Below are 26,159 nucleotides of genomic sequence, written 5' to 3' on the forward strand. Positions count from 1 at the left end.
TACCCCTCGTTCTTAGAGGGGAAAGAAAATGGACAAATCTCTGCAGCAATTTTTACTGGTTGCACGCTGCCAAAGCATCAGCGCTGCGGCAAGAATGGCAGGGTTAAGCCAGCCAACGGTAACAAGCAATTTAAAGAAGCTGGAAGAGAATCTCGGCGTGACGCTGTTTGAACGTCATCCTAATGGCATGGTGTTGACCGAATACGGACGCATCCTCTATCGCCATAGCAACGCGATGCAGCATGAATACAACCAAATGATGCAAAGCATTGATGAACGGAAACAGTACCAAGTCGGAAAAATTAAAATGGGTACTGGCGATGCGTGGTGGCCGCTGTTCGTCAAACAAGCACTCAATGACCATCTGACCAAGCAGCCATCGGCATCTACGCACGTCGAATTTGGCAACCACTTAGGCTTAATGGATTCATTAATCAACGAACAGATTGAATTCTTCATCGGCCACGAGATTGTCGGCTTGTCGTCTAAATGCGATGTTACGTTTATTCCGCTATTTCAAACGGTTGATGCCTATTTTGTTTCCCCAAACCACCCACTTCTAGGGAAAACCGTCACCGAAGAAATGCTGCACGAATACCCCGCTCTTTCGGTCACTTATGACGCAAAGAAATTCGCTCACGTCATCGATAACCCAATCCCAAAACAAAATGAACGCGAAAGGCAGCAACTGGATGACAGACCGACTTACGAAGTGGATTCTCTGCTCGCCAGTATTGATGTACTGAAAGAAAGCGTCGCGGTGATGTCTTATACCCGCCATCTGCAACCGTATTTGGAATCCTTTGGCTTACGATGCTTAACTATGGAAAACGAACCAAACCCTGGCACCGTCGGGATTTATCGCCACCGCCGAGAAACCTCTGAATCGCATCTAGATCTGATTGCTGGCATCACTCAGCGCGCTAAATTGCTCAACTAGAAAGTCCAAAAACAGGCGAACTCTTTTCGGTTGATATTGACGGCTTTGATAAATGACATGCAGATCCGCTTCAGCGCCTTGCGAGAAGGCGCTGAAGTTTTTCATATACCCATCCAAAACCGTTACTAAACGTTGTTGTTTGAGGTCTTGCTGAATATCTAAAATCGATTTCAACGCAATCCCCGCACCGTCCAACGCCCATTGTCGAATTACTTCACCATCATCAGAAAATCGCTTTGGCGTGACCGTGATCGTTTGGTGAGACTCTTCATCTTTAAAGTGCCACGTTTTTAATTCTTCATTGCTGCGCACCATCGCTAAGCAGCGATGATCCGCGAGATCTTGTGGGCATTTTGGGACACCTTGCTTCGACAAATAATCAGGTGACACACACAGCACACGTTGACTCGACGCCAGCTTGCGCGAGATGAGATTACTGTCCGCTAACTCACCGTAACGAATCACTAAATCGAGCCCCGATTCAGCCAAGTTCGATAAATTGTCATTAAGATAAAGATAAGGCGTCACATCCGGATATTGCTCAGAAAAAGCCGACACCATCGGCGAAATAATTTGTTTGCCAATATCTCGTGGAGCTGAAATTTTCAACGTTCCGCGCACTTCCGAAATACCCGTTTGCAGTAAGTTTTCCGTCTCTTTCACGCTATCAATGATGTTCAGACAAGCTTGATGGTACATTGCCCCTGCGTCCGTGAGTGATACGTGGCGTGTGCTTCGGTTGAGCAGCTTTACACCATAGCGTTCTTCTATCGCTTGCAGCCTTGCCGTTACCGTCGCTGGAGATAAACCTAGCTCCCTTCCCGCCGCTGCCAGACCTTGATGTTTAACGATGCTGACAAACAACGTCATATCCGAAAACTTATCCATCTTCGCGCCCTTATTGTTTAGAAAAACTGAATAATCAATTCAGATATTACCCAATTATCAAATTAAGTCGAATCCATATACTGGCCCTATCGACATTGTTTAGACCCAGAACGTTATGTGACAGGGCAAAGTTAAACGCCGTAACGCTGTACAACGCACAACAACACGCCCTGCCCAGCCAAGAGATAGGAAACAAAAAATGAAACTGTACATTTATGAACATTGCCCCTTTAGCGCCCGCGTCCGTTTTGTTGCAGGCATGCTGAATATTCAGCTCGATGTCATCAACATTGCTTATGACGACGAGAGCACCACCACAAACCTTATCGGCGCAAAACAAGTTCCTCTTTTGATCAAAGACGATGGTGAAGCCATGGCGGAAAGCTTAGACATCATCAACTACTTCCTTGAATTGGCATCTTCCAGCGAAAAAAGCCAACCCTCAACACCGGTTTTAGACTGGCAAAAACAAGCGTTTTTACCGCTACAAAAAGTCGGGTATCCGCGTTGGTCAAACATGACGTTACCGGAATTTGCAACAGAAACCGCTAAACAAGCATGGCGTGCAAAAAAAGAAACCGAAGCGTTAAATTTTGAAGCTTTGATTAACGATACACCTGCGATTGCGAAAGAAGTCGCCGCCTTGATAGAACAAACTAAACCCTTGCTCAACCTAAGTTCAGAAAAGCAAACGTCACTGGTTGATCAAGCCATTATGTTTTCTATTCTACGCGGCTTTTTCAGTGCGCCCGAAGTGCAATGGGATCCAGCCGTACTTCACTGGATGGCAACCGCTCGTAAAGCGACCAACGTGCCAGTACTTATCTAAGGAGCGCATCATGAAACAAAGAACAAATAAGCTGTTTGAACCAGCTCAACTGAAAGCGTTGTCACTACAAAACCGTATTGTCATGGCACCAATGACTCGCGCACGCACCACTCAGCCGGGCAACATCCCGAATGAGATGATGGCAACGTATTATCAACAGCGCGCTTCTGCCGGGCTGATCATTTCCGAAGCCACACAAATTTCGGACGATTCTCAAGGCTACTCGTTCACCCCTGGCGTTTACACCGATGCGCAAGTGGCGGGCTGGCAGGGTGTGACCCAAGCGGTCAAGTCACAAGGCGCAGCGATGTTTTGTCAGCTATGGCATGTGGGCAGAGTGTCTCACCCAACATTCCAAAATGGTGAACAGCCTATCGCGCCATCTGCGCTCGCTCCGGTAGAGACGCAAGTTTGGATTGCAGATGAACAAGGCAACGGCAATATGGTCGATTGTGTTGAGCCACGCGCCATGACACAAGCGGACATCAACCGAGTTGTCGGTGATTTCGCGAACGCAGCCAAACGCGCCATTGAATCGGGTTTTGATGGTGTAGAAATCCACGGCGGGAATGGGTATCTGATCGATCAGTTCTTAAGAACCAATTCAAACCATCGGACAGACAACTACGGCGGTTCACGAGAAAATCGTATCCGTTTTCTTATCGAAGTGGTGGATGCAGTTATCGCCGCTGTTGGTGCGCATCGAGTTGGGGTGAGATTGGCACCATTCATTACGTTTAAAGATATGGACTGCCCAGATATCGTGCCAACGATCTTGGAAGCATCAAAACAGCTACAGGAGCGCGACATTGCCTACTTGCACTTGTCCGAGGCCGATTGGGCCGATGCACCAACGATTCCCGAGACGTTTCGAATCGAACTTAGAAAGCGCTTTCGCAACGCTATCATTGTCGCAGGTCGCTACGATCCTCAACGAGCAAACGAAGTGTTAGAGAAAGGCTACGCGGATCTTGTCGCATTCGGACGACCATTCGTAGCAAACCCAGACTTGGTCTCTCGATTGCAACATCACCATCCGTTGGCAGAACTCGATGGCTCAACGTTGTTTGGCGGAAACGAACGAGGCTACACCGATTACCCTGCTCTGCAACAGGAATGCGCAGAACAGGCCTAACAAAAAAAGCCCCAACCTAGCTGCTACGGTTGGGGCTGTCACCAAACTAAAATTGGTTTTAGCTAGCTTAATCTGGCTAAGAGTTAAATCACTTCTAACGCGCCGCAGCGCCAAGGTTCAATAACGACTTTGATGTGGTCATTTGGCGTCATTAACTGTGTAAATGCGTCTTCGACACCGTCGATTCCCACTTTGGCGGTAAGCATTTTCTGCCAAGGCAACTTGTGTTCGGCAATCGCTTGTAGGCATTGCTCAAACTCGTGCGGTTGGTAGTAGTAAGAGAATCTCAAATCGAGCTCTTTTACCGTCGCGTACGCGTAGTTAATGATTGCGGGTGTCGTATGAATGCCTGATACAACGATTCGTGATCGGGCAGGAGCACGGCGCAGAAAATCATCAATCAAAGTATGCTTGCCAACACATTCATAAATGACCAGACGTGAGTTCATCGCGTACTGCTCACCAACGGCGATCTCGTCTTCCCTGGTCGGGTTGATCAATCGATTTGCGCCAAACTCACTAGCAAGTTGCAGTTTCTCTTCCTGAAGATCGACCGCAAGAATATTGCTCACACCGCGTTGTTTCAGTGCAGCAATCACCGCCAGCCCTATAGGGCCGCAACCGACAACCAGCGCGGTTTCTTCCGTTTCGATTTCACTGCGATTGACCGCGTGCAAACCGACTGCCAGTGGTTCGGTTAATGCCGCCGCCTCAGACGGCATTCCGTCTGGCACAGGGAGCAATAACGCTTCATCAAGCAGGAAGTACTCAGAGTAAGCGCCATAAGTACCCGGAGTAACACCAACGCCCGCGCCATTTTGACTAAGCAACATCGGCACTGAGGTGACTCGGCTACCAACGGGTAGCGTTTGTTGCGTATCGGCGCCGTATTCGACAACTTCCGCACAGAACTCATGCCCCAACATCACTTGAGCGTGGTCACCGACTTCATCAGGCATCAACCCGAGCTGGTGGAATACATCAAATACCTCATCCGCGTGTCGAGTAATGTGAAGGTCGGAGCCACAAATGCCACAGGCAAGGCTGCGAACCAACACTTGTCCCGAAGCGGGTTTGGGGATTTCGACTTGCTTCAGGCGGACACTACCATCCTGCATTACGATACTGTTCATCTGTTGCATGGGGTTACTCCGCAAGATCATCACTCAGGCCAGCAATCGCACCCGATTTGATGTAGCGCGCGGTGAAGCCTTGTGCTTTCGCTGTTGCAATAACAACTTGCTCAATCCAACCCGCATCCATGATATTGATGAAGTTACCTTCTTCGTCAAAGTTAATGTTTGCACCAGTGATCACCATAAAACCGTCGGCACCGCCTGAGCTTTCAGGGCAGTGGAAGGTATGAATCGAACCGCCCGGCTCATATAAGTAGCTGCCAGCGGTTTGGACTTGATCTGGGTATTCAATGTAGTGCCAAGCGCCACTCAGCGTATAGAAATGCACCACACCAGTGTGGAAGTGCTTAGGCAGAGTGATACCCGGTTTGAATTTGGCACGAATCACCCAAGTACCGTTTTCTGGGTCAAGAAACAACGGGTAAACATCCACACCCGGTAGAGCGTCTTTGATGAGCGACTCCTCATTGGTATTAAGAGTGAATAAGAAATCTTGGTGCTGAATAACTTCTGGTAATGACATAACTTACATCCTCGCTATTGCTGTAATGTGGCGTACTCACCTATCCCATAAGTGGGTACTTAAAATTCTCGAAACCGTCAGATGCGCTGATGGTACAACCGTTGATACAGTTGGCTTTCTCGCTGACCAGAAACGCCACCACATCAGCAATCTCTTCTGGTTGTGTGAAGTTTTGACGCATCTGTTCTTTGCGGATGTGGTCCCACAGGCCAATCTCTTCGTATTGCCTTAACATCGGAGTATCAACGCGTCCCGGAGCGACAGCGCAAACACGAATACCCAATGGTGCGAGTTCTAATGCGGCGCATTTGGTCATCATATCGACTGCGGCTTTACTGACGTTGTAGGTAAAGGTCATCTCAGACGCCATTCGTGCGTAAACAGAAGAAGTATTGAGGATCACGCCCGGCGTGCCTTGCGCTTGGAATTGTCTTCCAGAGGCAAGAATGCCGTAGTAAACGCCATTTTGGTTGACCTTAGAGATCGGCTCAAAATCGGCAATTGGGTCGTGGTCAAGCAGAGGTTTCGGTGCACCGATGCCCGCGTTGTTGACCATGATGTCAAGCGAGCCAAACTGTTCGACCGCGCACTTCACCATAGCTTCAACTTGTTGGTAATCGGTGACGTCCGCGACAAAGGTTCCCAACTGCTTTGAGTCAAAACTTGTGTACATTTGCAGTGATTGCTCTGAAATATCGACAGCAAGCACTTTGGCTCCTTGCTCTCTTAGCTTTGCAATAATAGCTTGCCCAATTCCACCCGCAGCGCCAGTCACGATGGCAGTTTTATTGATAAGTTCCATACAGCTTCTCATCCATGCGTTGTTGTTATCGAAATGTAACTTAGATCAACTCACTGGCACTCACTTGACCTTTTACGAAGTAAATTTGATATATTGCGATTTACAACCTGTTAACATTTTAAAATCGAGACATGTATATCGTACGAAGTGGCGCTGCTGATAAATTTGATAGCTTGGTTTCAGAATTAGGTCACAATCCGCAAGAGATAATGGCCGCTGTTGGCCTGTCTGCCGCGCAGTTTCGCGATCCCGATACCTATCTCGCCTACCCTAGGTTGGCTGAATTACTGGAAGAAGCGGCTGCTCGTTGTCAGCAACCGCTGTTTGGCGTGTTGCTCGCCGAGCGTCAAAACCTACAGAGCTTGGGAGACTTACCAATGCTGGTTTCCCGGGCGCAAACGGTCGGTGAAGCCTTGGCGCGGGTGAATGATTTTCTCTATCTGCATTCGTCAGGGGTCACTCTCAACATGACGCCACAAGATGATTGGGTACGGTTGTCGCTCAATATTGATGTGCACAGCGAACGAGGTATCGCGCAGTTGATGCAGCTCAGTGTGTCGCATCTGGCGATGTTTATTGCCAGTCTGCTTGATATTGAAGCAAGTCACTTCGCGCTACATTTGACTCAACACGCAACATTGGAAGTAGAAAAAAGCAAGTTTGCCCAGCAGAACAAACTGCGTTTCGGTGATAAGTTTGACGGTATCCTACTTAAAGCGACTCTGCTTAACGCTAAGAACCACCAAGATGAAGACGCACTAGAGCGCCATTTTCAACAGCACCTCAAAGAGCTGCAAACCCGTTACCCCAACAATCTCAGTGACCAAGCAGCAAACATGATTGGCCGTCTGCTCTCAACCGGAGAATGCAGCGTTGAGCGCGTTGCAAGAGCATTGGACCTGCATCCGAGAATGCTGCAAAACAAGCTGAAACAACAGGGCACAAATTATCGACAGCTTTTACAACAAGTGCGTCAGGATTTCGCCGAACAGCGATTGCATGAGAATATTCAGAGTATTACCGATATCGCGTTGCAACTGGGCTATGCAGAAACTGCGGTCTTCAGCCGCCACTTTCGCCGTTGGACGGGAAAATCGCCGAGACAATGGCGACAAGAAAAAACTCAGTTACAAACGTTTAAGCCCATCAGATAAAAGCATAGATAACCTATCGCTCAGACCAAAAAGTGTGAGGTGGGAGGGTTGGTATCGAGAATTTCAGCAATCACAGATAACCCGTGTTTGATGTAGCCTCGGTTTGTTTCTGCTCCCAAGCTGATTCGCACGTAAGGCATTGGCTGATTTGTATCGAGAACAAACGGTTTATATCCCGTGATCTGCACCCCTGAACGCTTTGCCGAAGCAACCAGGTCATCGCTATTCCACTGCTCGGGTAGTCTCAACCAAATGTGCTGTCCATTCGGGTGCGAGCTATAAACATGCCCTTCTAAAGCGGCTTTTGCTATTCGCTGTCGCTTAGCAAACTCATTGACTTGAAAGCGAATAAGTCGATTTAACGTACCGTTCTCGATCCACAAATGAGCGACTTCAAATGGTAATGGAGTCGCAGACCAACTCGTTGCCGCTAAACGACCAATCGCGTGCTGCAAAAAATGACGTGGGACCGTCAGATAGCCAGTGCGCATGCCTGGCGCTACAACTTTGGTTAAACTGGTGACATAGAAAGCTTGTTCGGGTAACAATGTGGCAAGGGGTGGGACACGGTTAGGTTCTAGTGCTCCATACACGTCATCTTCAATGACATAGATGTCGTATTGCTGCGCAATATTCGCTATCGCCTCTCGGCGTTCAACATCCATATGCGCACTAGTCGGGTTAGCCATGCTCGGTGTGCAACACAATACCTTGATTGGTTTGTGTTTACATGCCCATTCAAATGCATCCGGCGTTATACCAAACTCATCCATTTCAAGTGGTTGCAACTTAAATCCAAGCATTCTCGAGCGAGAGATCAAGCCATGATCAACCAAGTGACCACAAGCAACTAAATCACCGTGTTCAACAACTGTGCTTAAAGCCAACGTTAAACCATGGCATGCACCATTTGTGAGTAATATCTGATCGGCACCCACATCCAGCCCTTGGCTACTTAGAAATCGTGCCCCTGACTCAATATGATGAGGCTGACCTGTTACCGGCTTTGCTTTACTGATCAAACCACGATTGTTTGTTTGCCCAGCAATCTCCATTAACGCCTGATTAAAAAGCGTAATGTGGCGATCGGTCACCACTGGATGTGCAATCGACATATCAATTTCATCCGGCGTTTCTTTCATCTCTTGTGTCAGCATGAACTCCGTGTCCGTACTTTCATCCACAAAACCTGATTTGACAAAAGTACCATTCCCAACCCAAGACTCGATCGCCCCTTTTTTCTCTGCATAACCATATGCATGGCTCACCGTTTGTACGCTGACGCCAATTTGCTCTGCAAACTCACGATGTGTGGGTAATCGAGTCCCCGGTTTTAGATAACCACTGCGGACACATTCGACAAGATAGTTACCAATGGAGATGTATTTAGCGGTGCCTGGCCGAATGATCGGGTTCAAAGAAATTGTCATGACACAATATTTTAATTGATTCATTTTTAACGCTCATTGTAACTTCCATTTAACAAACAGCGAACTTTAACTCACAAAATGAGGTGAAATGCACAAAAATAAACCACAATTGTAATGATTGACATGAAATGTATGGGTTAAACAAACATGTTAAACAGCATCGTTCAATCCAAATACAACCCCAGAGGTAAATTGCAATCATTTTTAACGCAGATCTGGCTAGCTGGTAGAAGGTAGAAATACCTCAGCGTCTCCGAAGGCCCATAAGGCGTCGGATTTCTAACAAGGAGAAAATATGAGAGGCGTTGCTTTGCATTTTACACTGGATGAGTTCCAGGATCGGTTAACGAAAGTTCGGCAATCGATGGAAGAAAGAGAATTGGATGTCCTTATCATTCATGACCCTTCTAACATGGCGTGGCTGACAGGCTATGATGGGTGGTCTTTTTACGTGCCACAGTGTGTCGTTGTTGGTCCATCTGATGAGCCAGTTTGGTTTGGACGCTGCCAAGATGCCAACGGAGCATACAGGACTGCGTATATGTCGGCAGAAAACATCACCTACTATCCAGACCATTATGTAATGAATCCGCCGCTACACCCGATGGATTTCCTGGTCGAAGCCGTACTGGCTCCGCGCCTTTGGGATCGTGGTCGCATCGGTGTAGAAAAAGATAACTATTACTTTAGCGCCACCGCTTACGAATCACTCACCACGCACCTACCGAATGCTCAACTTCTCGATGCAACTGGACTAGTCAACTGGTGCCGCGCCGTTAAATCCGATCAAGAACTGGCGTACATGTACCGTGCCGCTCGCATTGTTGAAAATATGCACCGTGTTGCGTTCGACATGATTGAACCAGGATTACCGAAACACCACCTTGTTGCCGAGATTAACCGCCAAGCCGTGCTCGGGCATGAAGACCACTTTGGCGATTACACCGCGATTGTGCCGCTTTTGCCATCAGGTTCTGATGCTTCCGCACCTCACCTGACTTGGGATGACAGACCCTTCAAGAAAGGCGAAGGGACGTTTTTTGAAATCGCAGGGGCGCACCGCCGTTACCATTGCCCACTCTCACGCACTATTTTTCTTGGCGAGCCTGACGACAAGTTTAAACGAGCCGACGAAGCCCTAACTCTAGGACTTGAAGCGGGCTTGAAAGTGGCAAAGCCCGGAAATACCTGCGCCGACATCGCCAATGCACTAAACCAGGTTCTCGATAAAGCGGGATTCTCACGCGAAGGCGCCCGTTGTGGCTATCCAATAGGTTTGAGCTACCCGCCAGATTGGGGAGAACGAACCATGAGTTTGCGAGACACCGATAAAACCATCTTGAGAGAAGGTATGACATTCCATTTTATGCCGGGGCTGTGGTTCAAAGATTGGGGGTTAGAAACAACGGAAAGTATCGTCATTACCCATGATGGAGCAAAAACATTGTGTGATTTTCCACGCCACTTATTTGTTAAACACTAATTTTTCAAACCTTAAGCTCTGTTGAGCCAGGTCTGAGAACTAAAAGGACTTGATATGCAAAAAAGCTCGATCACAGCCACCATAGACTTTGACCGAGAAGGTGTACAGCACGGCTTTTTAACGCTGCCCTATTCACATGACGACTCCGCTTGGGGCAGTATTATGATACCTATCACCGTGATCAAAAATGGTCACGGACCAACCGCACTGCTTACTGGCGGTAATCACGGAGACGAATACGAAGGCATCACCAGCCTGCTAAAATTGACGAACTCGCTTCAGGCAGATCAAATCCAAGGTCGTGTCATTATTGTACCCATGATGAACTTACCTGCGGTACAAAATGCCTCACGTACGTCGTTTATCGATAAGGGGAATTTAAATCGCAGCTTTCCCGGCAACCCCATAGGCACAGTGACCGAGAAAATTGCGGATTATTTTACTCGTTACCTAGTTCCTAAGTGCGATTTTGCGTTAGACATTCACTCAGGTGGTAAAACGTTAGATATCGTTCCGTTCGCCGCTGCCCATCGTCTCAACAATCTCGATCAAGAAGAAGCCTGCATATTAGGTGCAAAACTGTTTGGCGCACCTTACACCATGATCTTGCTCGAAATGGACGCCACCAGCCTGTATGACACTGCCGTGGAGTCTCAGGGAAAAATCTTTGTTACCACCGAACTAAGAGGAGGCGGAACCAGCACTCCAGAAACCATCGCTTATTCCGACCGTGGCATTCGCAACTTCTTACGCTTCTCAGGCAACTTGCCCGGTGACTACGAACAACCAACCCAACCAACTAAGTTATTAGATATGCCTGATGCAAGTTGTTATGTGCAAAGCCAACACCACGGCATCACAGAATACTTATTTGATCTTGGCGATACCGTCAAAAAGGGAGATGTATTAGTGAGAATCTTCTCGACCGAGCGCACAGGTACCGCCCCCGTTGAGTACAAGTCACAGCGCAATGGTATTTTCGCGGCACGTCGTTTTCCTGCTATGGTGAATATCGGTGACACTATCGCAGTTATAGCCGAAGACTGCGGCGAGATAGGCTGATTGAAAAGCCAACTAAAGAAATCAAAACAAATGGCATACCAGAAGCAAACTGGAAAGCACCTTATAACAGCGACCAGTCATCAGCCTTTCATGAAATGATTAGTATTCAACAGGGAGACTCATAATGCGCCTCGATCGCTACGACGTAAAAATTCTACAAATACTTCATGATAATGGTCGTATCACCAAATCTCACCTTGCCGAGGCCATCAACCTATCCGTGAGCCCTTGCTGGGAGCGCGTCAAAAAACTGGAAGAAGCAGGCATCATTGAAGGTTACGGAGCAAAAGTAAATACCGATATTTTGTTCAAACGAACGTCGGTTATGGTTGAAGTTACACTCAAAGAACACAACGCCCAAGCGTTCAAACGCTTCGAGCAACTGGTTCAACATTCACCAGAAGTCACTGATTGCTATGCCACGGGCGGTGGTGTCGATTACATCCTTAAAATTCAGTCAGAAGATATCGACCAATATCAGCGGCTTATCGACAACTGGTTAGACTCAGATGTGGGCATTGAGCGCTACTTTACTTACATTGTGACAAAAACAATCAAACGTGATGCGGGCACATTCGAAGTAAACCAAAACGCTTTGTTATAAAAGGGAAAATGCGCATCAGGCGTGAACAGAAAAAACACCATATTTAACGGCACTAAAAAGAAATTTCTGACGTTTTAAACCTCGGTATCAGAAATTATTTCGGTCACTTCTCCATTACAGTTTCATTATGGACAACGATGCTGGGAGAAGGACTCATGGCAGCACTGCACAGCTTACACGCTGAAGAATTAAAAGCCTCGCACGACATGATGGCGATAATGAAAGACGTACGTTTGGTGAGAGGTTTAGCGTACGTGAATGGCAAATGGGTAAGTGGTGATCAATTTCATCCGGTGAATAATCCAGCAGATGGCACGGTCATCGGTTACATCACTAAGCTATCTCAGCAACAACTCTATCAAGCGATTGATGAAGCCGACCAAGCCTTTCGTCAATGGCGAAAAATGCAAGCAGAAGAGCGCGCTGAAATTCTCATGCGTTGGCACGACCTGATTCTAGAATCAAAGCAAGATCTTGCTCATTTGATGGTGATGGAGCAAGGAAAAACACTAGGTGATGCTGTAGGTGAGATTGACTACGGCGCATCCTTTGTTCGTTGGTTTGCCGAAGAAGCACGCCGCTGTTATGGCGAAACCATCCCAAGTCATATCCCGAATGCGCAACTATCGACGGTACGCGAGCCGATTGGTGTCGCAGCTCTGATTACACCATGGAATTTTCCTAATGCCATGATCACACGCAAAGCCGCAGCCGCACTAGCAATAGGCTGTCCGGTGCTCATTAAGCCCGCCAGTGAAACGCCTTTTTCTGCGTTAGCGTTGGCAGAGTTAGCAGACCGAGCTGGCTTTCCACCTGGTGTATTTAACGTTATCACTGGCGATGCGATGATGGTGTCACAAACCTTGTGCCACTCCGATAAAGTCAAAGCGCTCTCGTTCACAGGCTCAACTCGAGTAGGCAAACTATTGCTACGCGACGCGGCACAAACCGTGAAGAAGTGCAGTATGGAGCTCGGTGGTAACGCCCCTTTCATCGTGCTGCCAGATATGGATGTCGAGCAAGCAGCCAAAGCCGCCGTGGATGCGAAGTTTCAAACCGCAGGACAAGACTGCTTGGCCGCAAACCGTATTTTCGTCCCTGACGATAAGTACGAAGCGTTTTTGGAAGCGTTTGCCAAAGAAATGAGCCACATCGTTTTGGGCAATGGCTTAGACGAAAAAACCACCATGGGACCGCTTATTAATCGCACTGCGGTGGATAAAGCGCATGATTTGGTGCGTGACGCGCTCGACAAAGGCGCGCGATTGGTAGCGGGATACCACCAGCCCGTACCAGGCGAAAACTTCTTCGCGCCGACATTGCTAGCCGATGTAACCCCTGAAATGGCGGTGTATCGCGAAGAGAATTTTTGTCCTGTGGCAGGCGTATTGCCTTACCAAGACTTAGATACCGTGATTGAAATGAGCAACGACACTGAGTACGGCTTAGCTGCCTATGTTTATGGTCACGATATTCACCAAATTTGGCACTGCATGCGCGGTTTGGAGTTTGGCATGGTGAGCGTGAACTCCGTCAAAATGACAGGGCACCCTATCCCATTCGGCGGCGTGAAACAGTCTGGTCTTGGACGAGAAGGAAGCCGTCACGGATTTGAAGAATACAGCGAAATCAAATACTGCTGCTTAGGCGCTATACCAACCGTCAGTGGCAGTTGAGGCACGAAATATGGATATCCAATTATTCGAGGAGAAGGATCATGAGTAACAAAACCCAACAACTTTTAGAGATCGATCGTCAGAGAGTATTTCATGCCTCAACCCACCTGAAGCAGTATGCGGCCGGGGAGCTTTCGGGAAGAATTATCTCGAGCGGAAGCGGAATACGCATCACCGATTCAGAAGGCATCGAGCTGATAGACGGCTTTGCCGGGTTGTATTGTGTAAACATTGGCTATGGCAGGACCGAAATGGCCGATGCTATTTATGAACAAGCCAAAGAGCTGGCGTACTACCACACTTACGTCGGTCATACGAACGAAGCGCTCGTGACACTGTCAGATCGCATCATCAAAATGGCGCCTGGAGGCATGAGCAAAGTTTACTACGGCATGTCAGGCAGCGACGCGAACGAAACTCAACTTAAGTTGGTGTGGTATTACAACAATGCTCGTGGTCTACCAGAGAAGAAAAAAATCATTTCGCGTGACCGCGGCTACCATGGTTCAAGTATCGCGTCCGGTTCAATGACAGGTTTGCCGCTGTTCCACGCCCATTTTGATTTACCACTTGAGCGCATCAAACACACCATCGCGCCATATTATTATCGCCGTGAAGACGAGAGTATGTCTGAGCTCGAATTCTCTCAATATTGCGCAGATCAACTCGAAGCGATGATCTTGGAAGAAGGCCCAGAAACGGTAGCAGCAATGATTGCAGAACCAGTGCTCGGTACTGGCGGTATTGTGCCACCACCAGCAGGGTACTGGCAGGCGATTCGCAAAGTACTCGACAAATACGATGTACTCTTGATTGCGGATGAAGTGGTGTGTGGCTTTGGTCGCCTCGGCTCCGATTTTGGCTCACTCCACTACGACATGAAACCAGATCTCATCACGGTAGCGAAAGGGTTAACCTCAGCGTATCAACCGCTGTCTGGCGTGATCGTCGGTGAACGAGTTTGGAGTGTGCTAGAAAACGGTACCGACCAATGGGGTGCTATCGGACACGGTTATACCTACTCTGGTCACCCAATGGGAGCGGCAGCCGCGAACTGCAACCTCGATATCATTGAACGTGAAGGCCTGGTGCAAAACGCAGCCGAAGTCGGCGCTTACTTGCAGCAACGCATGGCGGAGACGTTTAGCGATCATCCATTGGTCGGTGATACTCGTGGCGTTGGCTTGTTGCATGCGTTGGAGTTTTCTTCAGACAAGCTCCGCCGTGCACACTTTGATCCAAACTTGAAAGTAGGCCCGCAAATCGCGGCGGCCTGTTTAGAGCAAGGCTTAATCGCTCGCGCCATGCCACATGGTGACATCCTCGGATTTGCTCCACCGCTTATCGCGAACCGTAACGATATAGACACCATTGTCGACAAAGCGCATCAAGCGGTAAACAAAGTGATGGATAACCTCGTCACATCTAAACAGTGGCAGCCATAACCCACCTAGATTTCAGTAACGCTCGCGGGCTTTGGAGAAGGCCCGCTTTGCACTTTCCTTAAAGAGATAGCAAGCCAACCAAACATTTTAGACCCATAGAAAGCACTATTATTTACTACAAGTGGCAATAGTGGGTAAAATGCCCAAAATTGCGCACTAACTGGATAAAACATGGCAAAACTTACCCTTCAAGAACAAATGCTGAAAGCTGGCTTAGTTAATGAAAAGAAACTAAAGAAAGCGAAGAAAGGCTCTAAAAAATCACGCGTTCAAGCACGCGAAGTAAAAGCGGCGGTTGAAGAGAATAAACGCCAACAGTTAGAGCGTGATAAACAATTGAGCGAGCAACAAAATGCTGAGCGATTAAATAAAGAGATCAAAGCGCAGATCAATCAATTGATTGAGATGAACAAGATCGACTTAAAAGATGGCGACATCAAATACAACTTCACTCACGGTACGCTAGTGAAATCACTTTATGTAGATTCACTTATCCGCGAGCAGTTGATCAAAGGTATTTTGGCAATCGCAATTGTTGGTGAAAGCTATGTTGTCATTCCACGTGGAGTAGCGAATAAAATTACTCAACGTGATGAGTCCGTCATCATCGAACAAAAAGAACCTGAATCGGACATTCCAGCAGAAGACGATCCATACGCAGATTTCGTCGTGCCTGACGATTTGATGTGGTAACAATAAATTAATCGATGCATCAACTAAAAGAGCCGCTGATGTAACATCAGCGGCTCTTTTTATAGAAAAATAATCTACAGAGATGATGTGTTGTTATTGCTTACTTAGTAGCAAATTCGCACCTGATGCGGCTAAAAACAACGAACATCCGCGATTGAAACGTTTCGCCATTTTGGGGTTTGAAAACCAGTGTCTCAAGTACAAACCAAAGATGGCATAGATTGAAATGGCGACCATTTCTAATATCAAAAACGTGGAGCCAAGGGCAAAAAACTGCTCTTGAACGTTGGCATTGGCATCAACAAATTGCGGCAAGAATGCAGTAAAAATAAGAATCGCTTTCGGGTTGCCAGCAGCGAGCGTAAATTCTTGCTTCGCAAGTCCTGCGTAATTGCGCGAATTGTCCAAGTCAGAGATCGGGCTGGACTCTGAGCGCCAAAGGTTGAACGCAATCCATAGTAGATACAGCGCCCCTACCAACTTTATTGCCAAAAATAGCATTTCTGACGTATACAAAATCACAGCCAGACCTGATGCAGACAACGCAATCATCGCTGAAAAAGCAGCAATTCTGCCTAAACTGGCCGTAAACGCGGCCCTAAAGCCGTAACAACGCGCATTATTCATTGCCAATAAATTGTTTGGGCCTGGAGCCATATTTAGAGCGAAGCAAGCTGGAATAAAAAGGAGAAGCTGCCAAATATCCATAATAAAATGGTCTTAGTGAGTGATTTTGATCGGTACCCTAACATCTGTTAATAAAGTGAGTAAACCACAAACCGATCTTAAAGCAACTCAGCATCAAATCGTGCCGTGCGAGCTTGAACTAACGTGCAGTTCGTTTCAGCCATCAGCTCCGCTAAGGTGATGTTTGGGTTTTGTCTCACCAAACGTATCAACTTCACGTCCAAAGGTTCCAATTTGTCTTGGTGAGCAAGTAGAGCTTGTTCGATTTTGTTGATCGCAAATCGCATCGTCTCTGCTGCTTCGTTTTTGAGATGCTCTAAAAACGCTTTTACATCCAAAGCCTCGCCTGAGATTTGCCAGTGACGAGATCGTCTAATTCGCTTAAGATCGCACTGTTTTTCTGCTGCGAGTGTTTTCGCTCGCTTGGCATGGTCGCCCCCAATACGGTGAATCAAGGATGGGAGCGAAATCGTAATCTTCGTTTCTTTCATGGCCTTTTCTTTCATCGCCTTAGCCCTCAACCACCGACACATTCTCGCCAACCCAAGCCAACAACTGTTTTGCCGCTTTGGATAACACCTGATTTTGACGCACGATGTAGCCGAAATCAGTGTTTGGAAAACTTGGCAAAGGCGTAACTTCACGAGAAAGCTTTAATCTCGGATCGAGCGAGAAATCCGGCACAATAGCAGTCCCAAATCCCGCTTCCGCCCAGTCGATTTGTGCTTCCACACTGCCCACTTCCATCACGCGATGCTTAGGCAGATTTAGCTCAGGTAAAGACGCATCAATCAGCTCTCGGGTTCGAGTATCGTGCCCTAGCAGGATCAGCGTCTGGCTCTCTTTTCGATTGTCTTGCCACTCAAAAATGTTATCACCAAACGCACACCAGTGAATTTGCGTGAGAGGCGTAAAATGCAGCGGTTGACTCTCTTTTTGTGCGATAACAAAGCCGATATCGGCACGCGCACTTTTCACCAAATCCACCGCTTGAGAAGATGTGGTGTTGAACAATGCCAAGTCGATCCCCGGATATTCACTTTTGAATTGCTGAAATGGTTTGATAAGCAGTAAACGTGAAACAATATCGCTCGCCGCAATAGAAAGCGTCCCCTGCGTAAGATCGTTGATGGCATTGAGATCTGACTGACAAATTTGCAGCTCATTGAGCATCCGCTGCGCCGTAGCTAACAAACGCTTCCCCGCTTGCGTCAACTGCACGGGATTTCGCTCAATCAATTTCGTGCGCGTGGCTTGCTCCAACTGCTTGATATGCAAACTTACGTTCGGCTGCGTCATGTGCAGTTCCGTCGCTGTTTTACCAAAGTGTTTTACCTCTGCAAGAGTTACGAAGGTTCGCAGCCAGTTCAAATCTAACATTGCCAATTCCGATATGAGATTCTTATCAAGTTAATGAGTATAATTAATTTCTCTTATTATGGCGAACACCTTAAGATTTTTGCATCTGTTTTTGGAGATTAAATTATGTCGTCTATCGTTGTTGTGGGTGCAAACTGGGGTGATGAAGGCAAAGGCCGCATCGTTGACTTTTTGGCAGAGCAAGCTTCTGCGAGCATTCGTTTCCAAGGTGGTAACAACGCGGGTCACACCGTGGTTAACGATCTAGGTACGTTCAAGCTGCACCAGCTTCCAAGTGGCGTATTCAACCCTGACTGTTTGGCAGTGTTAGGTCCGGGTATGGTTATCAGCCCTGCGTTGCTGTCTCAGGAGATTGCGGAAGTTGAAGAAGCGGGCGTAAAAGTGAATATGTGCATCTCTGATCGCGCAACACTGTGTCTACCTCTACACGCACTAGAAGATACGCTAGAAGAACAACGTTTAGGCGACAAAGCATACGGTTCAACTCGCCAAGGTATTGCACCTGCGTACGGTGATCGCGTAATGAAGAAAGGCATCCTAGTTGGTTGGTTGAAGCAACCAGAAGTATTGGTTGAACGCCTTCAATTCATGATGGATTGGAAACTGCCGCAACTGCGTGCACTTTACCCGACGTTCGAGTTTGAACAAACCGCTGAAGAACTGGCGAACTGGCTGCTAGAAGTCTCTGCACCTTGGCGCGATTCAATTTGCAACGTAACGCTTCCTCTAAAAGAACTACAAGCGAAAGACAAAACTCTATTGTTCGAAGCGCAGCTTGGCGCGGGTCGTGACCTTGTTTACGGTGAGTACCCTTGGACAACATCTTCTAACGTTGTATCAATGTACGCGGGTATCGGTAGTGGCCTTCCGGCACTTCGTCCTGAACGCGTTATTGCGGTTGCAAAAGCCTTCAGCTCATCAGTGGGTACTGGTACGTTGATCACTGCAATGGAAGAGCAAGACGCTTTCCGCGAACTTGCTGGCGAGTTCGGTGCAACTACGGGTCGTCCACGCGACATGGGCTACTTCGACGCAGTCGCTACGAAGAATGGCGTTGAACTGCAAGCCGCAACTGAAATTGCACTAACGAAAGTAGACTGTTTGACTGGCCTTAACGATCTGAAAATCTGTGTTGGCTACGAAGGCGACCACAGCGAAAACCCAATCTGGCCTCAAACTGCCTCTCTTGCGCCAATCTACGAGAAGATGGAAAGCTGGAGCGAGGACATCACAGGTTGTCGTAAGTTTGAAGAGCTTCCAGTAGCAGCACAGAAATACGTTCTACGCATTGAGGAACTCATGGGCGTACCAGTAAAAATGGTGTCTGTGGGTCCTGGTCGTGAACAAATGATTATGCGATAAGATGTGAATTAACACATCATTGGCAAGCGGCTTTTATCTGTTCCGGGGTAAAGCCGCTTTTTTTTACACTGTAAACTTTGGAAAATTGCACGGCTAAATTCATGTTTAATAACCTCATCACGAGACTCCTACCTCCTTTATTTATAAATCAATAAATTATAGGACTTAACACGTTGTGCACGTTACTAGCACATCTCACTTGTTAAAGAAGCACGTCAATTAGGTTAACTGGTTGATTTGATATTCTTTAAGTGATCAGTTGAACACGATCTTCATCTGCAATTTGTTGAACTAGTACTCAAAAAATCTAACCCGCTGTTTTTAGGATAGATGAGTTCCCCAACATCCAACCTAACAGCAGGTGATTCCCATGACGAAAAATCTTTTCCGCCTCAGTACGATAACTCTCGGTTTATGCATCAGTTCGTTCTCTTTTGCGCAATCCGATCTTCCGAACATTAAAATCCTTGCCACTGGTGGCACCATAGCAGGCGCAGGTCAATCTGCAACAGAGTCAAACTACACAGCAGGTAAAGTCGGCGTTGAATCATTGATTTCTGCGGTGCCGAGTATGACCAACATTGCCGATATTTCTGGAGAGCAAGTGGTCAGTATCGGTTCACAAGATATGAATAATGATGTGTGGCTAAAATTATCGAAAAGAGTTAATGAGCTACTCGCTCAAGATGATGTTGACGGCATCGTCATTACTCATGGTACGGATACGTTAGAGGAAACCGCTTACTTCCTTGATCTGACCGTCAAGAGCAAAAAGCCTGTCGTGATCGTTGGTGCAATGCGTCCTTCCACCGCAATGAGTGCTGATGGACCAGTCAACTTATACAATGCAGTCGTAACAGCCACCGATGAAGATTCAGAAGGACGTGGCGTGCTAGTCGCAATGAATGACACGATTTTCGATGCGCGAGATGTGACAAAAACCAATACAACCTCCGTCAGCACTTTCCAGTCACCCAACTTTGGTGCTATCGGCTACATTCATAATAGCGATGCCAAATATCAACGAAGCCCAGAGCGTAAACATACGACAGAAACCCCATTCGATGTATCAAAGCTTACTAAGTTGCCTAAGGTCGGTATTGTTTATAACTATGCAAATGCCTCCAATTTGCCGGTGAAAGCCTTTGTGGATGCGAATTTTGACGGCATCGTAAGTGCTGGTGTCGGTAATGGTAACTTGTACCACACTGTGTTTGATGAGCTAGAGAAAGCGAGTAAAGATGGCGTTGTTGTTGTAAGAAGCTCCCGAACGCCTAGCGGCTCAACCACTTTGGATGCTGAAATTGATGACGAAAAATACAGCTTTGTTGCCGCTGGTACATTGAACCCACAAAAAGCACGTATCTTACTGATGCTGTCACTAACTCAGACCAAAAACTATCAAGACATCCAAAAGATGTTCCAATACTATTAATTCTGTCTAAGGTTCATTCGATAGAGGAGGTATACATCTTACCTCCTCTTACACATAGCGACATGAGCGTCTCTTGTTAGCCAAACAAGCGACGCTTCATTCCTGCTTTTTCCAGAATACGCGTAGTAATTTCCTCAACAGACAGAGAGGACGTATTGATATATGGGATCGCCTCTCTTCTAAACAACGCCTCAACAGTGTCTAGCTCCAGCTTGCACTGCTCTGTGCTAGCGTAATCACTTCCAGACAAACGATTTTCACGGATTTCAGTCAAGCGCTCGGGATCGATCGTCAGCCCAAACAACTTATGACGATGGATCTCAAACTCAGGCAACAAACGCATCATCTTCACATCTTCCGCAATGAACGGATAGTTCACAACACGTAAACCAAATTGCATCGCCATGTACAAGCTAGTCGGCGTTTTTCCGCTGCGCGATACTCCCAGCAGGATAATATCGGCTTGTTCCAACCCTTTTAGCGTGATGCCATCATCATGCGCCAATGTGTATTCAATAGCCGCAATACGGTCAAAATAGGTGTCGGAATCTTTCCCCACACTGCGAGAACGCTGCAACTTAGGCTTTGGTGCCATCTGAATGTCGTCTTGCACTTTCTGCACAATACTCTCCAACACATCGTAACTGTATGCCGGCGCTTCAAGCAGCATTTCACGTACTTCTGGAACGACAATTGAGAAAAAGACCAGAGGTTTGACGCCATTGCGCTGGTAGGAAGTTTCAATTTCTTTGACTACGTCAGTAGCTTTGTCCTGGCTTTCTACAAACGGAAAGGTTTTTTCGTTAGGAATGAACGGAAATTGACCGAGAACAACATGCCCTAATGTCTCACATGTTATCGCCGTACCGTCAGAAACATAGAACACATCACGACTTTGGTTATTTATTTGCATTTCTGTTTAATTTTTCAAAATCTTTTGAGTAGGATGGTACACATAATATTAATAAATCAGTTTGGCTTTCAGTTAGGTTCACCACAGCTTTAAAAATTCTTTTGAATTTTTTTCAGCCAGAACGTAATCGTTTGCCTTTGATATCAATCTAAATGAAGCAATGTATGGTCAACGTGTAATAACAGCCAACATGCGATTGTTTAGATCGATTTAAGTCCCCCTACTAAGCTGCAATGTTTCTGGAGAAAGACATGCAAAAGAACACCCTCTGGTTCAATGGCCTATCCATGGATGATGTCGACAAAGTCGGCGGTAAGAATGCTTCACTTGGCGAAATGGTTTCTAACCTCGCAAACGCAGGCGTTTCTGTACCAAATGGTTTTGCGACAACCTCATACGCGTTTAACCAATTCCTTGACCACGAAGGTTTGGATGAGCGTATTCACCAATTACTCGATGAACTAGACGTTGAAGATGTAGAAGCTCTGCGTAAGACAGGTGCAAACATTCGTCAATGGGTATTAGAGGCTCCTTTCCCTGCGGACCTTGAACAAGAAATTCGTGAAAACTACCAAGAACTGATCGAAGGCAATCCTGAGCTTTCAGTCGCAGTTCGTTCATCTGCTACGGCAGAAGACCTACCTGATGCTTCTTTTGCTGGTCAGCAAGAAACGTTTTTGAACGTGAAAGGCATCGACGCAGTACTAGAAGCAACTAAGCACGTTTACGCTTCTCTATTTAACGACCGTGCGATTTCTTACCGCGTTCACCAAGGGTTCGACCACCGTGGCATTTCGCTATCTGCGGGTATCCAACGTATGGTGCGTTCAGATAAAGCCTCGTCGGGTGTTATGTTTACACTAGACACTGAATCGGGTTTCGACCAAGTTGTCTTCATCACCTCTTCATGGGGTCTAGGCGAGATGGTCGTTCAAGGTGCAGTAAACCCTGACGAGTTCTACGTTCACAAGCCAATGCTTGAAGTAGGCGAACACCCAATCGTTAAGAAAACATTTGGTTCTAAGTTGATCAAAATGATCTACTCAGATAACCAAGAAATCGGCAAACAAGTTGATATCGTTGATACTTCTGATGAAGAACGCAACACGTTCTCATTGAACGACGACGAGATTAAAGAGCTCGCAAAACAAGCAATGATCATCGAAAAGCACTATCAGCGTCCAATGGACATTGAATGGGCAAAAGATGGCATTGATGGCAAGCTGTACATTGTTCAAGCGCGTCCTGAAACCGTATGTTCACAAACGGAACAAAACGTGATTGAGCGCTACGAGCTACAAAACAAAGCGGATGTTTTAGTTGAAGGTCGTGCAATCGGTCAGCGCATCGGTAAAGGCGTGGTTCGCTTGGTTGACTCTCTGGACCAAATGTCTTTAGTCCAAGAAGGTGACGTGCTAGTTACAGACATGACTGACCCAGATTGGGAACCAGTGATGAAAAAAGCATCTGCAATCGTAACCAACCGTGGTGGCCGTACTTGCCACGCAGCCATCATCGCTCGTGAGCTTGGTATTCCTGCAATCGTTGGCTGTGGCGATGCGACAAGCAAGTTAACCGATGGTGCAACCGTGACCGTATCTTGTTCTGAAGGTGAAACGGGCTACGTTTACCAAGGTGAACTTGAATTTGATGTAAAACGCTCTTCTGTTGATGAACTGCCACTGCTACCAACAAAAGTGATGATGAACGTGGGTAACCCTGATCGTGCGTTTGACTTCGCACAAATTCCAAATGAAGGTGTTGGTCTTGCTCGTCTTGAATTCATCATCAATAAGATGATTGGTATCCACCCGAAAGCATTACTTAACTTTGATGCACAAAGCGATGAGCTAAAAGCAGAAATCACTCAGCGTATTCGTGGTTACAAAGATCCTATCGATTTCTACGTAAGCAAACTGACAGAAGGTATCGCAACCATTGCTGCGGCATTTTGGCCGAAACGCGTTATTGTTCGTATGTCTGACTTTAAGTCTAACGAATACAGCAACTTGGTTGGCGGTAAAGCATACGAACCGCATGAAGAAAACCCAATGCTTGGCTTCCGTGGCGCGTCTCGTTACATTTCTCCAGTGTTTGAAGACTGCTTCGAGCTAGAAACTCAAGCAATCAAACGCGTTCGTAACGAAATGGGTCTGAAAAACGTTGAAATCATGATCCCATTTGTGCGTACACCAAGCGAAGCAGCATCAGTGATTGATTTGCTAGCGAAGTTTGATCTGCGCCGTGGCGATCAGGGTCTTAAAGTCATCATGATGTGCGAACTGCCATCCAACGCGGTCCTTGCCGATGAGTTCTTGAAGTACTTTGATGGCTTCTCGATTGGCTCAAACGACATGACTCAGCTAACGCTTGGACTTGATCGTGACTCTGGCGATGTTGCACATCTATTTGATGAGCGCAACCCAGCGGTTAAGGTGATGCTTCAGATGGCGATTGATGCGGCAACAAAAGCAGGCAAATACGTTGGTATTTGTGGTCAAGGCCCATCAGACCACGACGACCTAGCGGAATGGCTAATGGATCAAGGTATTAGCTCTGTATCACTAAACCCAGATACGGTTATCGATACTTGGTTAAAACTCGGTAAAGTTAGCAGCAAGTAACACACGATAAACTCTAGCCCTCACACTCCCCTTGTGAGGGCTTTGTTATTCACACGTCATTTCACAATCAGTTCGTGATTCCTCTCTCAAGTTCGTCATTTAGTCAATTTCATTATCAAAGTCTGATGACCTAAAATGAATGGTATATCGATAACTCCAGAGAGAATTTGATGAAAAAGCCTATCGCACTCCTTACTACATTGATGCTCCTGGCATCCCCTGCTTATGCCGATTGGGATGAAATTTCCAATAAAATGTCTGAGCTTGGCGACGCAGTTTCTGATACTGCACAAGATGCTTGGGACGACACCAAAGCGTTTTCAAAACAAGCGTGGCAAGATTTCACGAATTGGTCCGAGGAAGCGATCAATACCGCTGGCGAATGGACAGAAGCCAGCATCGAGAAAAGTAAAGAATGGATAGATGCTGCCGACAAAAAAATTGATGAGCTGATGGAAGGCGATACGCCAGAAGAAGCTCGCCAAGCCGTGGACTTAATGGCAGATAGCGCTTTGCTCAAGTTATTTAATGAAAAGCCGGAGGCAAAAGCTATTTACGACAACGCGTACGGCTACGCGGTCTTTGATTCTCGTAAATTATCTTTGCTGTTTCACACCAACTCAGGGTCAGGAGTCGCAGTGAATAAGGAAACAGAAGAACGCACTTATATGAATATGTTTGGTTTGGGCGTTGCACTTGGGGCTGGCGGCAAATTTTACCAACAAGTGGTTCTGTTTGAGAGCAAAGAAGACTTTGATACGTTCGTCAACGAAGGATGGGAGGCCACAAGTGAAGCCTCTGCTGTTGCGGGCGAAGATTCAGAGCAACTTTCAAAACAATTTAACAGCGGCGTCGCCGTCTATCAGTTGAACGCTAAAGGTTTGCTCATCGATGCTAACGTGTCTGGTTCTAAATATTGGGTTAACGAAGAGCTCACTAACTCGCAGTAATGCATAGTAACTAATCGCTTAAATAAAACCGTTGTTATGCACCCTTATCAATAAGTTAACGGGGATATGATTCCTCAAAACTGAGCACTTACGCAACTTTCTCTATGGAAGTCACCAGAAGATGGCGACTTCCCTTTCTCGTTGGATTGCTTTTGGTTATGCTTGCGCAAAACCACCTGCAATTCGGTATCCCATGCCTGACAATAACTTTAATAATCTACTAGCAGAAGCAATTTCTGCTCTTAACACGCCTAACTTTACTCCTAAACTTATGCGTGTCATTCGCACTCTTTTTCATTTTGATTGCGCAGTTATTTTAGGTTACCGAGAAGGTAAACATCCTATTTATCTCTACGACTCAATTGAGAACGAGCGAGAGTTACTTTTTCAACGCTACCTTACTGACTCATTTCAAAATGACCCTTTTTTTCTCAAACTAAACGAGACAAAGCAACAAGGCGTATTTACGCTCAAAGACGTGGCGCGTAAAGGCGTTGACTTCACCTCATACTGCGAGCAGTTCTATCATCAAACAGGGTGGAAAGACGAGCTTAGCATGCTAGTCGAAGTTGAATCTGGCCGTTGGGTCATGCTGTACTTCGGATATATGACTGATGGAAAATACTTTTCTCAGCAACAAATCAATAAGCTAAAGCCCTATTTCCCGATAATTCAGTCGCTTTGTCAGCAGCATTGGAAACAAACGGAATTTACCTTTTCTGAGCCTGTTTTTGCACAGAGTGCTTATTCTGGCAGTATGCGATTAGCCATTGAGCAAGCTTTAGCAACGTTTGGCGTAGAATCACTCACCCGTCGCGAACAAGAGGTGGCTTCGCTTCTCGCTCAAGGGTTTGACACCAAAGAAATTGCCGCGCGGTTACACTTAGTTCAAGGCACGGTCAAAAATCATCGAAAGCGAATTTACTCGCAATTAAATGTGTCTTCATTGAGTGAGTTATTCCAGCTTTTCCTCAATCACCTCATTCTCCATTCAAGGTAAAAAACTAT

Annotated in this window: 24 protein-coding genes; 15 read left to right on the forward strand and 9 right to left on the reverse strand. The window is 46.7% G+C overall.

The window, feature by feature from the left end; genetic code table 11:
- Positions 1 to 28 precede the first annotated feature (28 nt).
- Positions 29 to 940 carry a LysR family transcriptional regulator gene (locus R7P67_RS06695; RefSeq protein ID WP_017819828.1) on the forward strand — a complete coding sequence of 304 codons (912 nt, stop codon included), beginning with the start codon at positions 29 to 31 and terminating at the stop codon, positions 938 to 940.
- Here the strand turns inward: R7P67_RS06695 and R7P67_RS06700 are convergent.
- Positions 893 to 1,828, reverse strand: a complete 936-nt coding sequence (locus tag R7P67_RS06700) for a LysR family transcriptional regulator (protein WP_262681483.1) — start codon at positions 1,826 to 1,828, stop codon at positions 893 to 895. The genes R7P67_RS06695 and R7P67_RS06700 overlap by 48 nt on opposite strands.
- 199 nt (positions 1,829 to 2,027) lie before the next feature.
- Between R7P67_RS06700 and grxB the strand changes: the two genes are divergently transcribed.
- Together grxB and R7P67_RS06710 are read left to right on the forward strand one after the other, a co-directional pair.
- Positions 2,028 to 2,657 (forward strand): glutaredoxin 2, encoded by a 630-nt coding sequence (gene grxB / locus R7P67_RS06705; protein ID WP_021452472.1) that lies wholly within the window; start codon positions 2,028 to 2,030, stop codon positions 2,655 to 2,657.
- A 10-nt stretch (positions 2,658 to 2,667) separates the two neighbouring features.
- A complete protein-coding gene (locus R7P67_RS06710; RefSeq protein ID WP_005392746.1) occupies positions 2,668 to 3,792 on the forward strand; it encodes an alkene reductase in 1,125 nt (374 codons plus the stop codon).
- Between the two features lie 83 nt (positions 3,793 to 3,875).
- On the opposite strand, the gene R7P67_RS06715 is transcribed toward R7P67_RS06710, so the two are convergent.
- Genes R7P67_RS06715 through R7P67_RS06725 form a run of 3 tightly spaced genes read right to left on the reverse strand, consistent with a single transcriptional unit; the run spans position 3,876 to position 6,253 of the window.
- Positions 3,876 to 4,934: a zinc-binding dehydrogenase gene (locus R7P67_RS06715; protein WP_262681481.1), complete on the reverse strand. Its 1,059-nt coding sequence runs from the start codon at positions 4,932 to 4,934 to the stop codon at positions 3,876 to 3,878.
- A gap of 4 nt (positions 4,935 to 4,938) precedes the next feature.
- On the reverse strand, positions 4,939 to 5,451 hold the full coding sequence (locus tag R7P67_RS06720; protein WP_262681479.1) for a 2,4'-dihydroxyacetophenone dioxygenase family protein: 513 nt from the start codon (positions 5,449 to 5,451) through the stop codon (positions 4,939 to 4,941).
- 40 nt (positions 5,452 to 5,491) lie between these two features.
- The gene (locus tag R7P67_RS06725; RefSeq protein WP_054574554.1) at positions 5,492 to 6,253 is read right to left on the reverse strand and encodes an SDR family NAD(P)-dependent oxidoreductase; all 762 of its coding nucleotides are present in this window, start codon (positions 6,251 to 6,253) and stop codon (positions 5,492 to 5,494) included.
- Positions 6,254 to 6,384: 131 nt separating this feature from the next.
- Between R7P67_RS06725 and R7P67_RS06730 the strand changes: the two genes are divergently transcribed.
- The gene (locus R7P67_RS06730) at positions 6,385 to 7,407 is read left to right on the forward strand and encodes a helix-turn-helix domain-containing protein (protein WP_262652668.1); all 1,023 of its coding nucleotides are present in this window, start codon (positions 6,385 to 6,387) and stop codon (positions 7,405 to 7,407) included.
- 20 nt (positions 7,408 to 7,427) lie between these two features.
- Here R7P67_RS06730 and R7P67_RS06735 read toward each other — a convergent pair whose 3' ends face one another.
- On the reverse strand, positions 7,428 to 8,861 hold the full coding sequence (locus R7P67_RS06735) for a PLP-dependent aminotransferase family protein (RefSeq protein ID WP_080996739.1): 1,434 nt from the start codon (positions 8,859 to 8,861) through the stop codon (positions 7,428 to 7,430).
- A gap of 271 nt (positions 8,862 to 9,132) precedes the next feature.
- Here R7P67_RS06735 and doeA point away from each other — a divergent pair, with 271 nt between their 5' ends.
- From doeA to R7P67_RS06765, 6 genes are all read left to right on the forward strand, one after another.
- On the forward strand, positions 9,133 to 10,320 hold the full coding sequence (gene doeA / locus R7P67_RS06740; RefSeq protein WP_005373780.1) for an ectoine hydrolase DoeA: 1,188 nt from the start codon (positions 9,133 to 9,135) through the stop codon (positions 10,318 to 10,320).
- 54 nt (positions 10,321 to 10,374) lie between these two features.
- Positions 10,375 to 11,382, forward strand: a complete 1,008-nt coding sequence (gene doeB, locus R7P67_RS06745; protein ID WP_115386511.1) for a N(2)-acetyl-L-2,4-diaminobutanoate deacetylase DoeB — start codon at positions 10,375 to 10,377, stop codon at positions 11,380 to 11,382.
- 124 nt (positions 11,383 to 11,506) lie between these two features.
- Positions 11,507 to 11,986: an Lrp/AsnC family transcriptional regulator gene (locus R7P67_RS06750; RefSeq protein WP_005373784.1), complete on the forward strand. Its 480-nt coding sequence runs from the start codon at positions 11,507 to 11,509 to the stop codon at positions 11,984 to 11,986.
- A gap of 155 nt (positions 11,987 to 12,141) precedes the next feature.
- Complete coding sequence (locus R7P67_RS06755) at positions 12,142 to 13,662, forward strand: NAD-dependent succinate-semialdehyde dehydrogenase (RefSeq protein WP_262652666.1); 1,521 nt, start codon at positions 12,142 to 12,144, stop codon at positions 13,660 to 13,662.
- A gap of 41 nt (positions 13,663 to 13,703) precedes the next feature.
- On the forward strand, positions 13,704 to 15,107 hold the full coding sequence (locus R7P67_RS06760) for an aspartate aminotransferase family protein (protein ID WP_262652665.1): 1,404 nt from the start codon (positions 13,704 to 13,706) through the stop codon (positions 15,105 to 15,107).
- 171 nt (positions 15,108 to 15,278) lie between these two features.
- On the forward strand, positions 15,279 to 15,800 hold the full coding sequence (locus tag R7P67_RS06765) for a DUF2058 domain-containing protein (protein ID WP_054574550.1): 522 nt from the start codon (positions 15,279 to 15,281) through the stop codon (positions 15,798 to 15,800).
- Between the two features lie 93 nt (positions 15,801 to 15,893).
- Here the strand turns inward: R7P67_RS06765 and R7P67_RS06770 are convergent, their stop codons facing one another.
- The 3 genes from R7P67_RS06770 to R7P67_RS06780 all read right to left on the reverse strand — a co-directional run bounded on the left by R7P67_RS06770 (position 15,894) and on the right by R7P67_RS06780 (position 17,867).
- Positions 15,894 to 16,508: a LysE family translocator gene (locus R7P67_RS06770; RefSeq protein WP_017633575.1), complete on the reverse strand. Its 615-nt coding sequence runs from the start codon at positions 16,506 to 16,508 to the stop codon at positions 15,894 to 15,896.
- A gap of 77 nt (positions 16,509 to 16,585) precedes the next feature.
- Entirely contained in the window at positions 16,586 to 16,978 is a 393-nt protein-coding gene (locus tag R7P67_RS06775; RefSeq protein WP_262652663.1) for a ribosome recycling factor family protein, read from the reverse strand.
- Positions 16,979 to 16,997: 19 nt separating this feature from the next.
- A complete protein-coding gene (locus R7P67_RS06780; RefSeq protein ID WP_005373812.1) occupies positions 16,998 to 17,867 on the reverse strand; it encodes a LysR family transcriptional regulator in 870 nt (289 codons plus the stop codon).
- A gap of 105 nt (positions 17,868 to 17,972) precedes the next feature.
- Here R7P67_RS06780 and R7P67_RS06785 point away from each other — a divergent pair, with 105 nt between their 5' ends.
- Positions 17,973 to 19,229 carry an adenylosuccinate synthase gene (locus tag R7P67_RS06785; RefSeq protein WP_005373814.1) on the forward strand — a complete coding sequence of 419 codons (1,257 nt, stop codon included), beginning with the start codon at positions 17,973 to 17,975 and terminating at the stop codon, positions 19,227 to 19,229.
- A 370-nt stretch (positions 19,230 to 19,599) separates the two neighbouring features.
- Complete coding sequence (ansB, locus tag R7P67_RS06790) at positions 19,600 to 20,664, forward strand: L-asparaginase 2 (RefSeq protein WP_318085920.1); 1,065 nt, start codon at positions 19,600 to 19,602, stop codon at positions 20,662 to 20,664.
- 76 nt (positions 20,665 to 20,740) lie between these two features.
- On the opposite strand, the gene R7P67_RS06795 is transcribed toward ansB, so the two are convergent.
- Complete coding sequence (locus tag R7P67_RS06795; protein WP_005373820.1) at positions 20,741 to 21,577, reverse strand: pyruvate, water dikinase regulatory protein; 837 nt, start codon at positions 21,575 to 21,577, stop codon at positions 20,741 to 20,743.
- Between the two features lie 251 nt (positions 21,578 to 21,828).
- Here R7P67_RS06795 and ppsA point away from each other — a divergent pair, with 251 nt between their 5' ends.
- The 3 genes from ppsA (at position 21,829) to R7P67_RS06810 (ending at position 26,151) form a co-directional block, all read left to right on the forward strand.
- Positions 21,829 to 24,201, forward strand: a complete 2,373-nt coding sequence (gene ppsA, locus R7P67_RS06800) for a phosphoenolpyruvate synthase (protein ID WP_206953403.1) — start codon at positions 21,829 to 21,831, stop codon at positions 24,199 to 24,201.
- A 170-nt stretch (positions 24,202 to 24,371) separates the two neighbouring features.
- Positions 24,372 to 25,151, forward strand: coding sequence for a hypothetical protein (locus R7P67_RS06805; protein WP_005373824.1), 780 nt, complete (start codon positions 24,372 to 24,374; stop codon positions 25,149 to 25,151).
- A 193-nt stretch (positions 25,152 to 25,344) separates the two neighbouring features.
- Positions 25,345 to 26,151, forward strand: coding sequence for a response regulator transcription factor (locus tag R7P67_RS06810; protein WP_021707696.1), 807 nt, complete (start codon positions 25,345 to 25,347; stop codon positions 26,149 to 26,151).
- Positions 26,152 to 26,159 lie beyond the last annotated feature (8 nt).

The organism is Vibrio sp. Vb0937 (assembly GCF_033338855.1).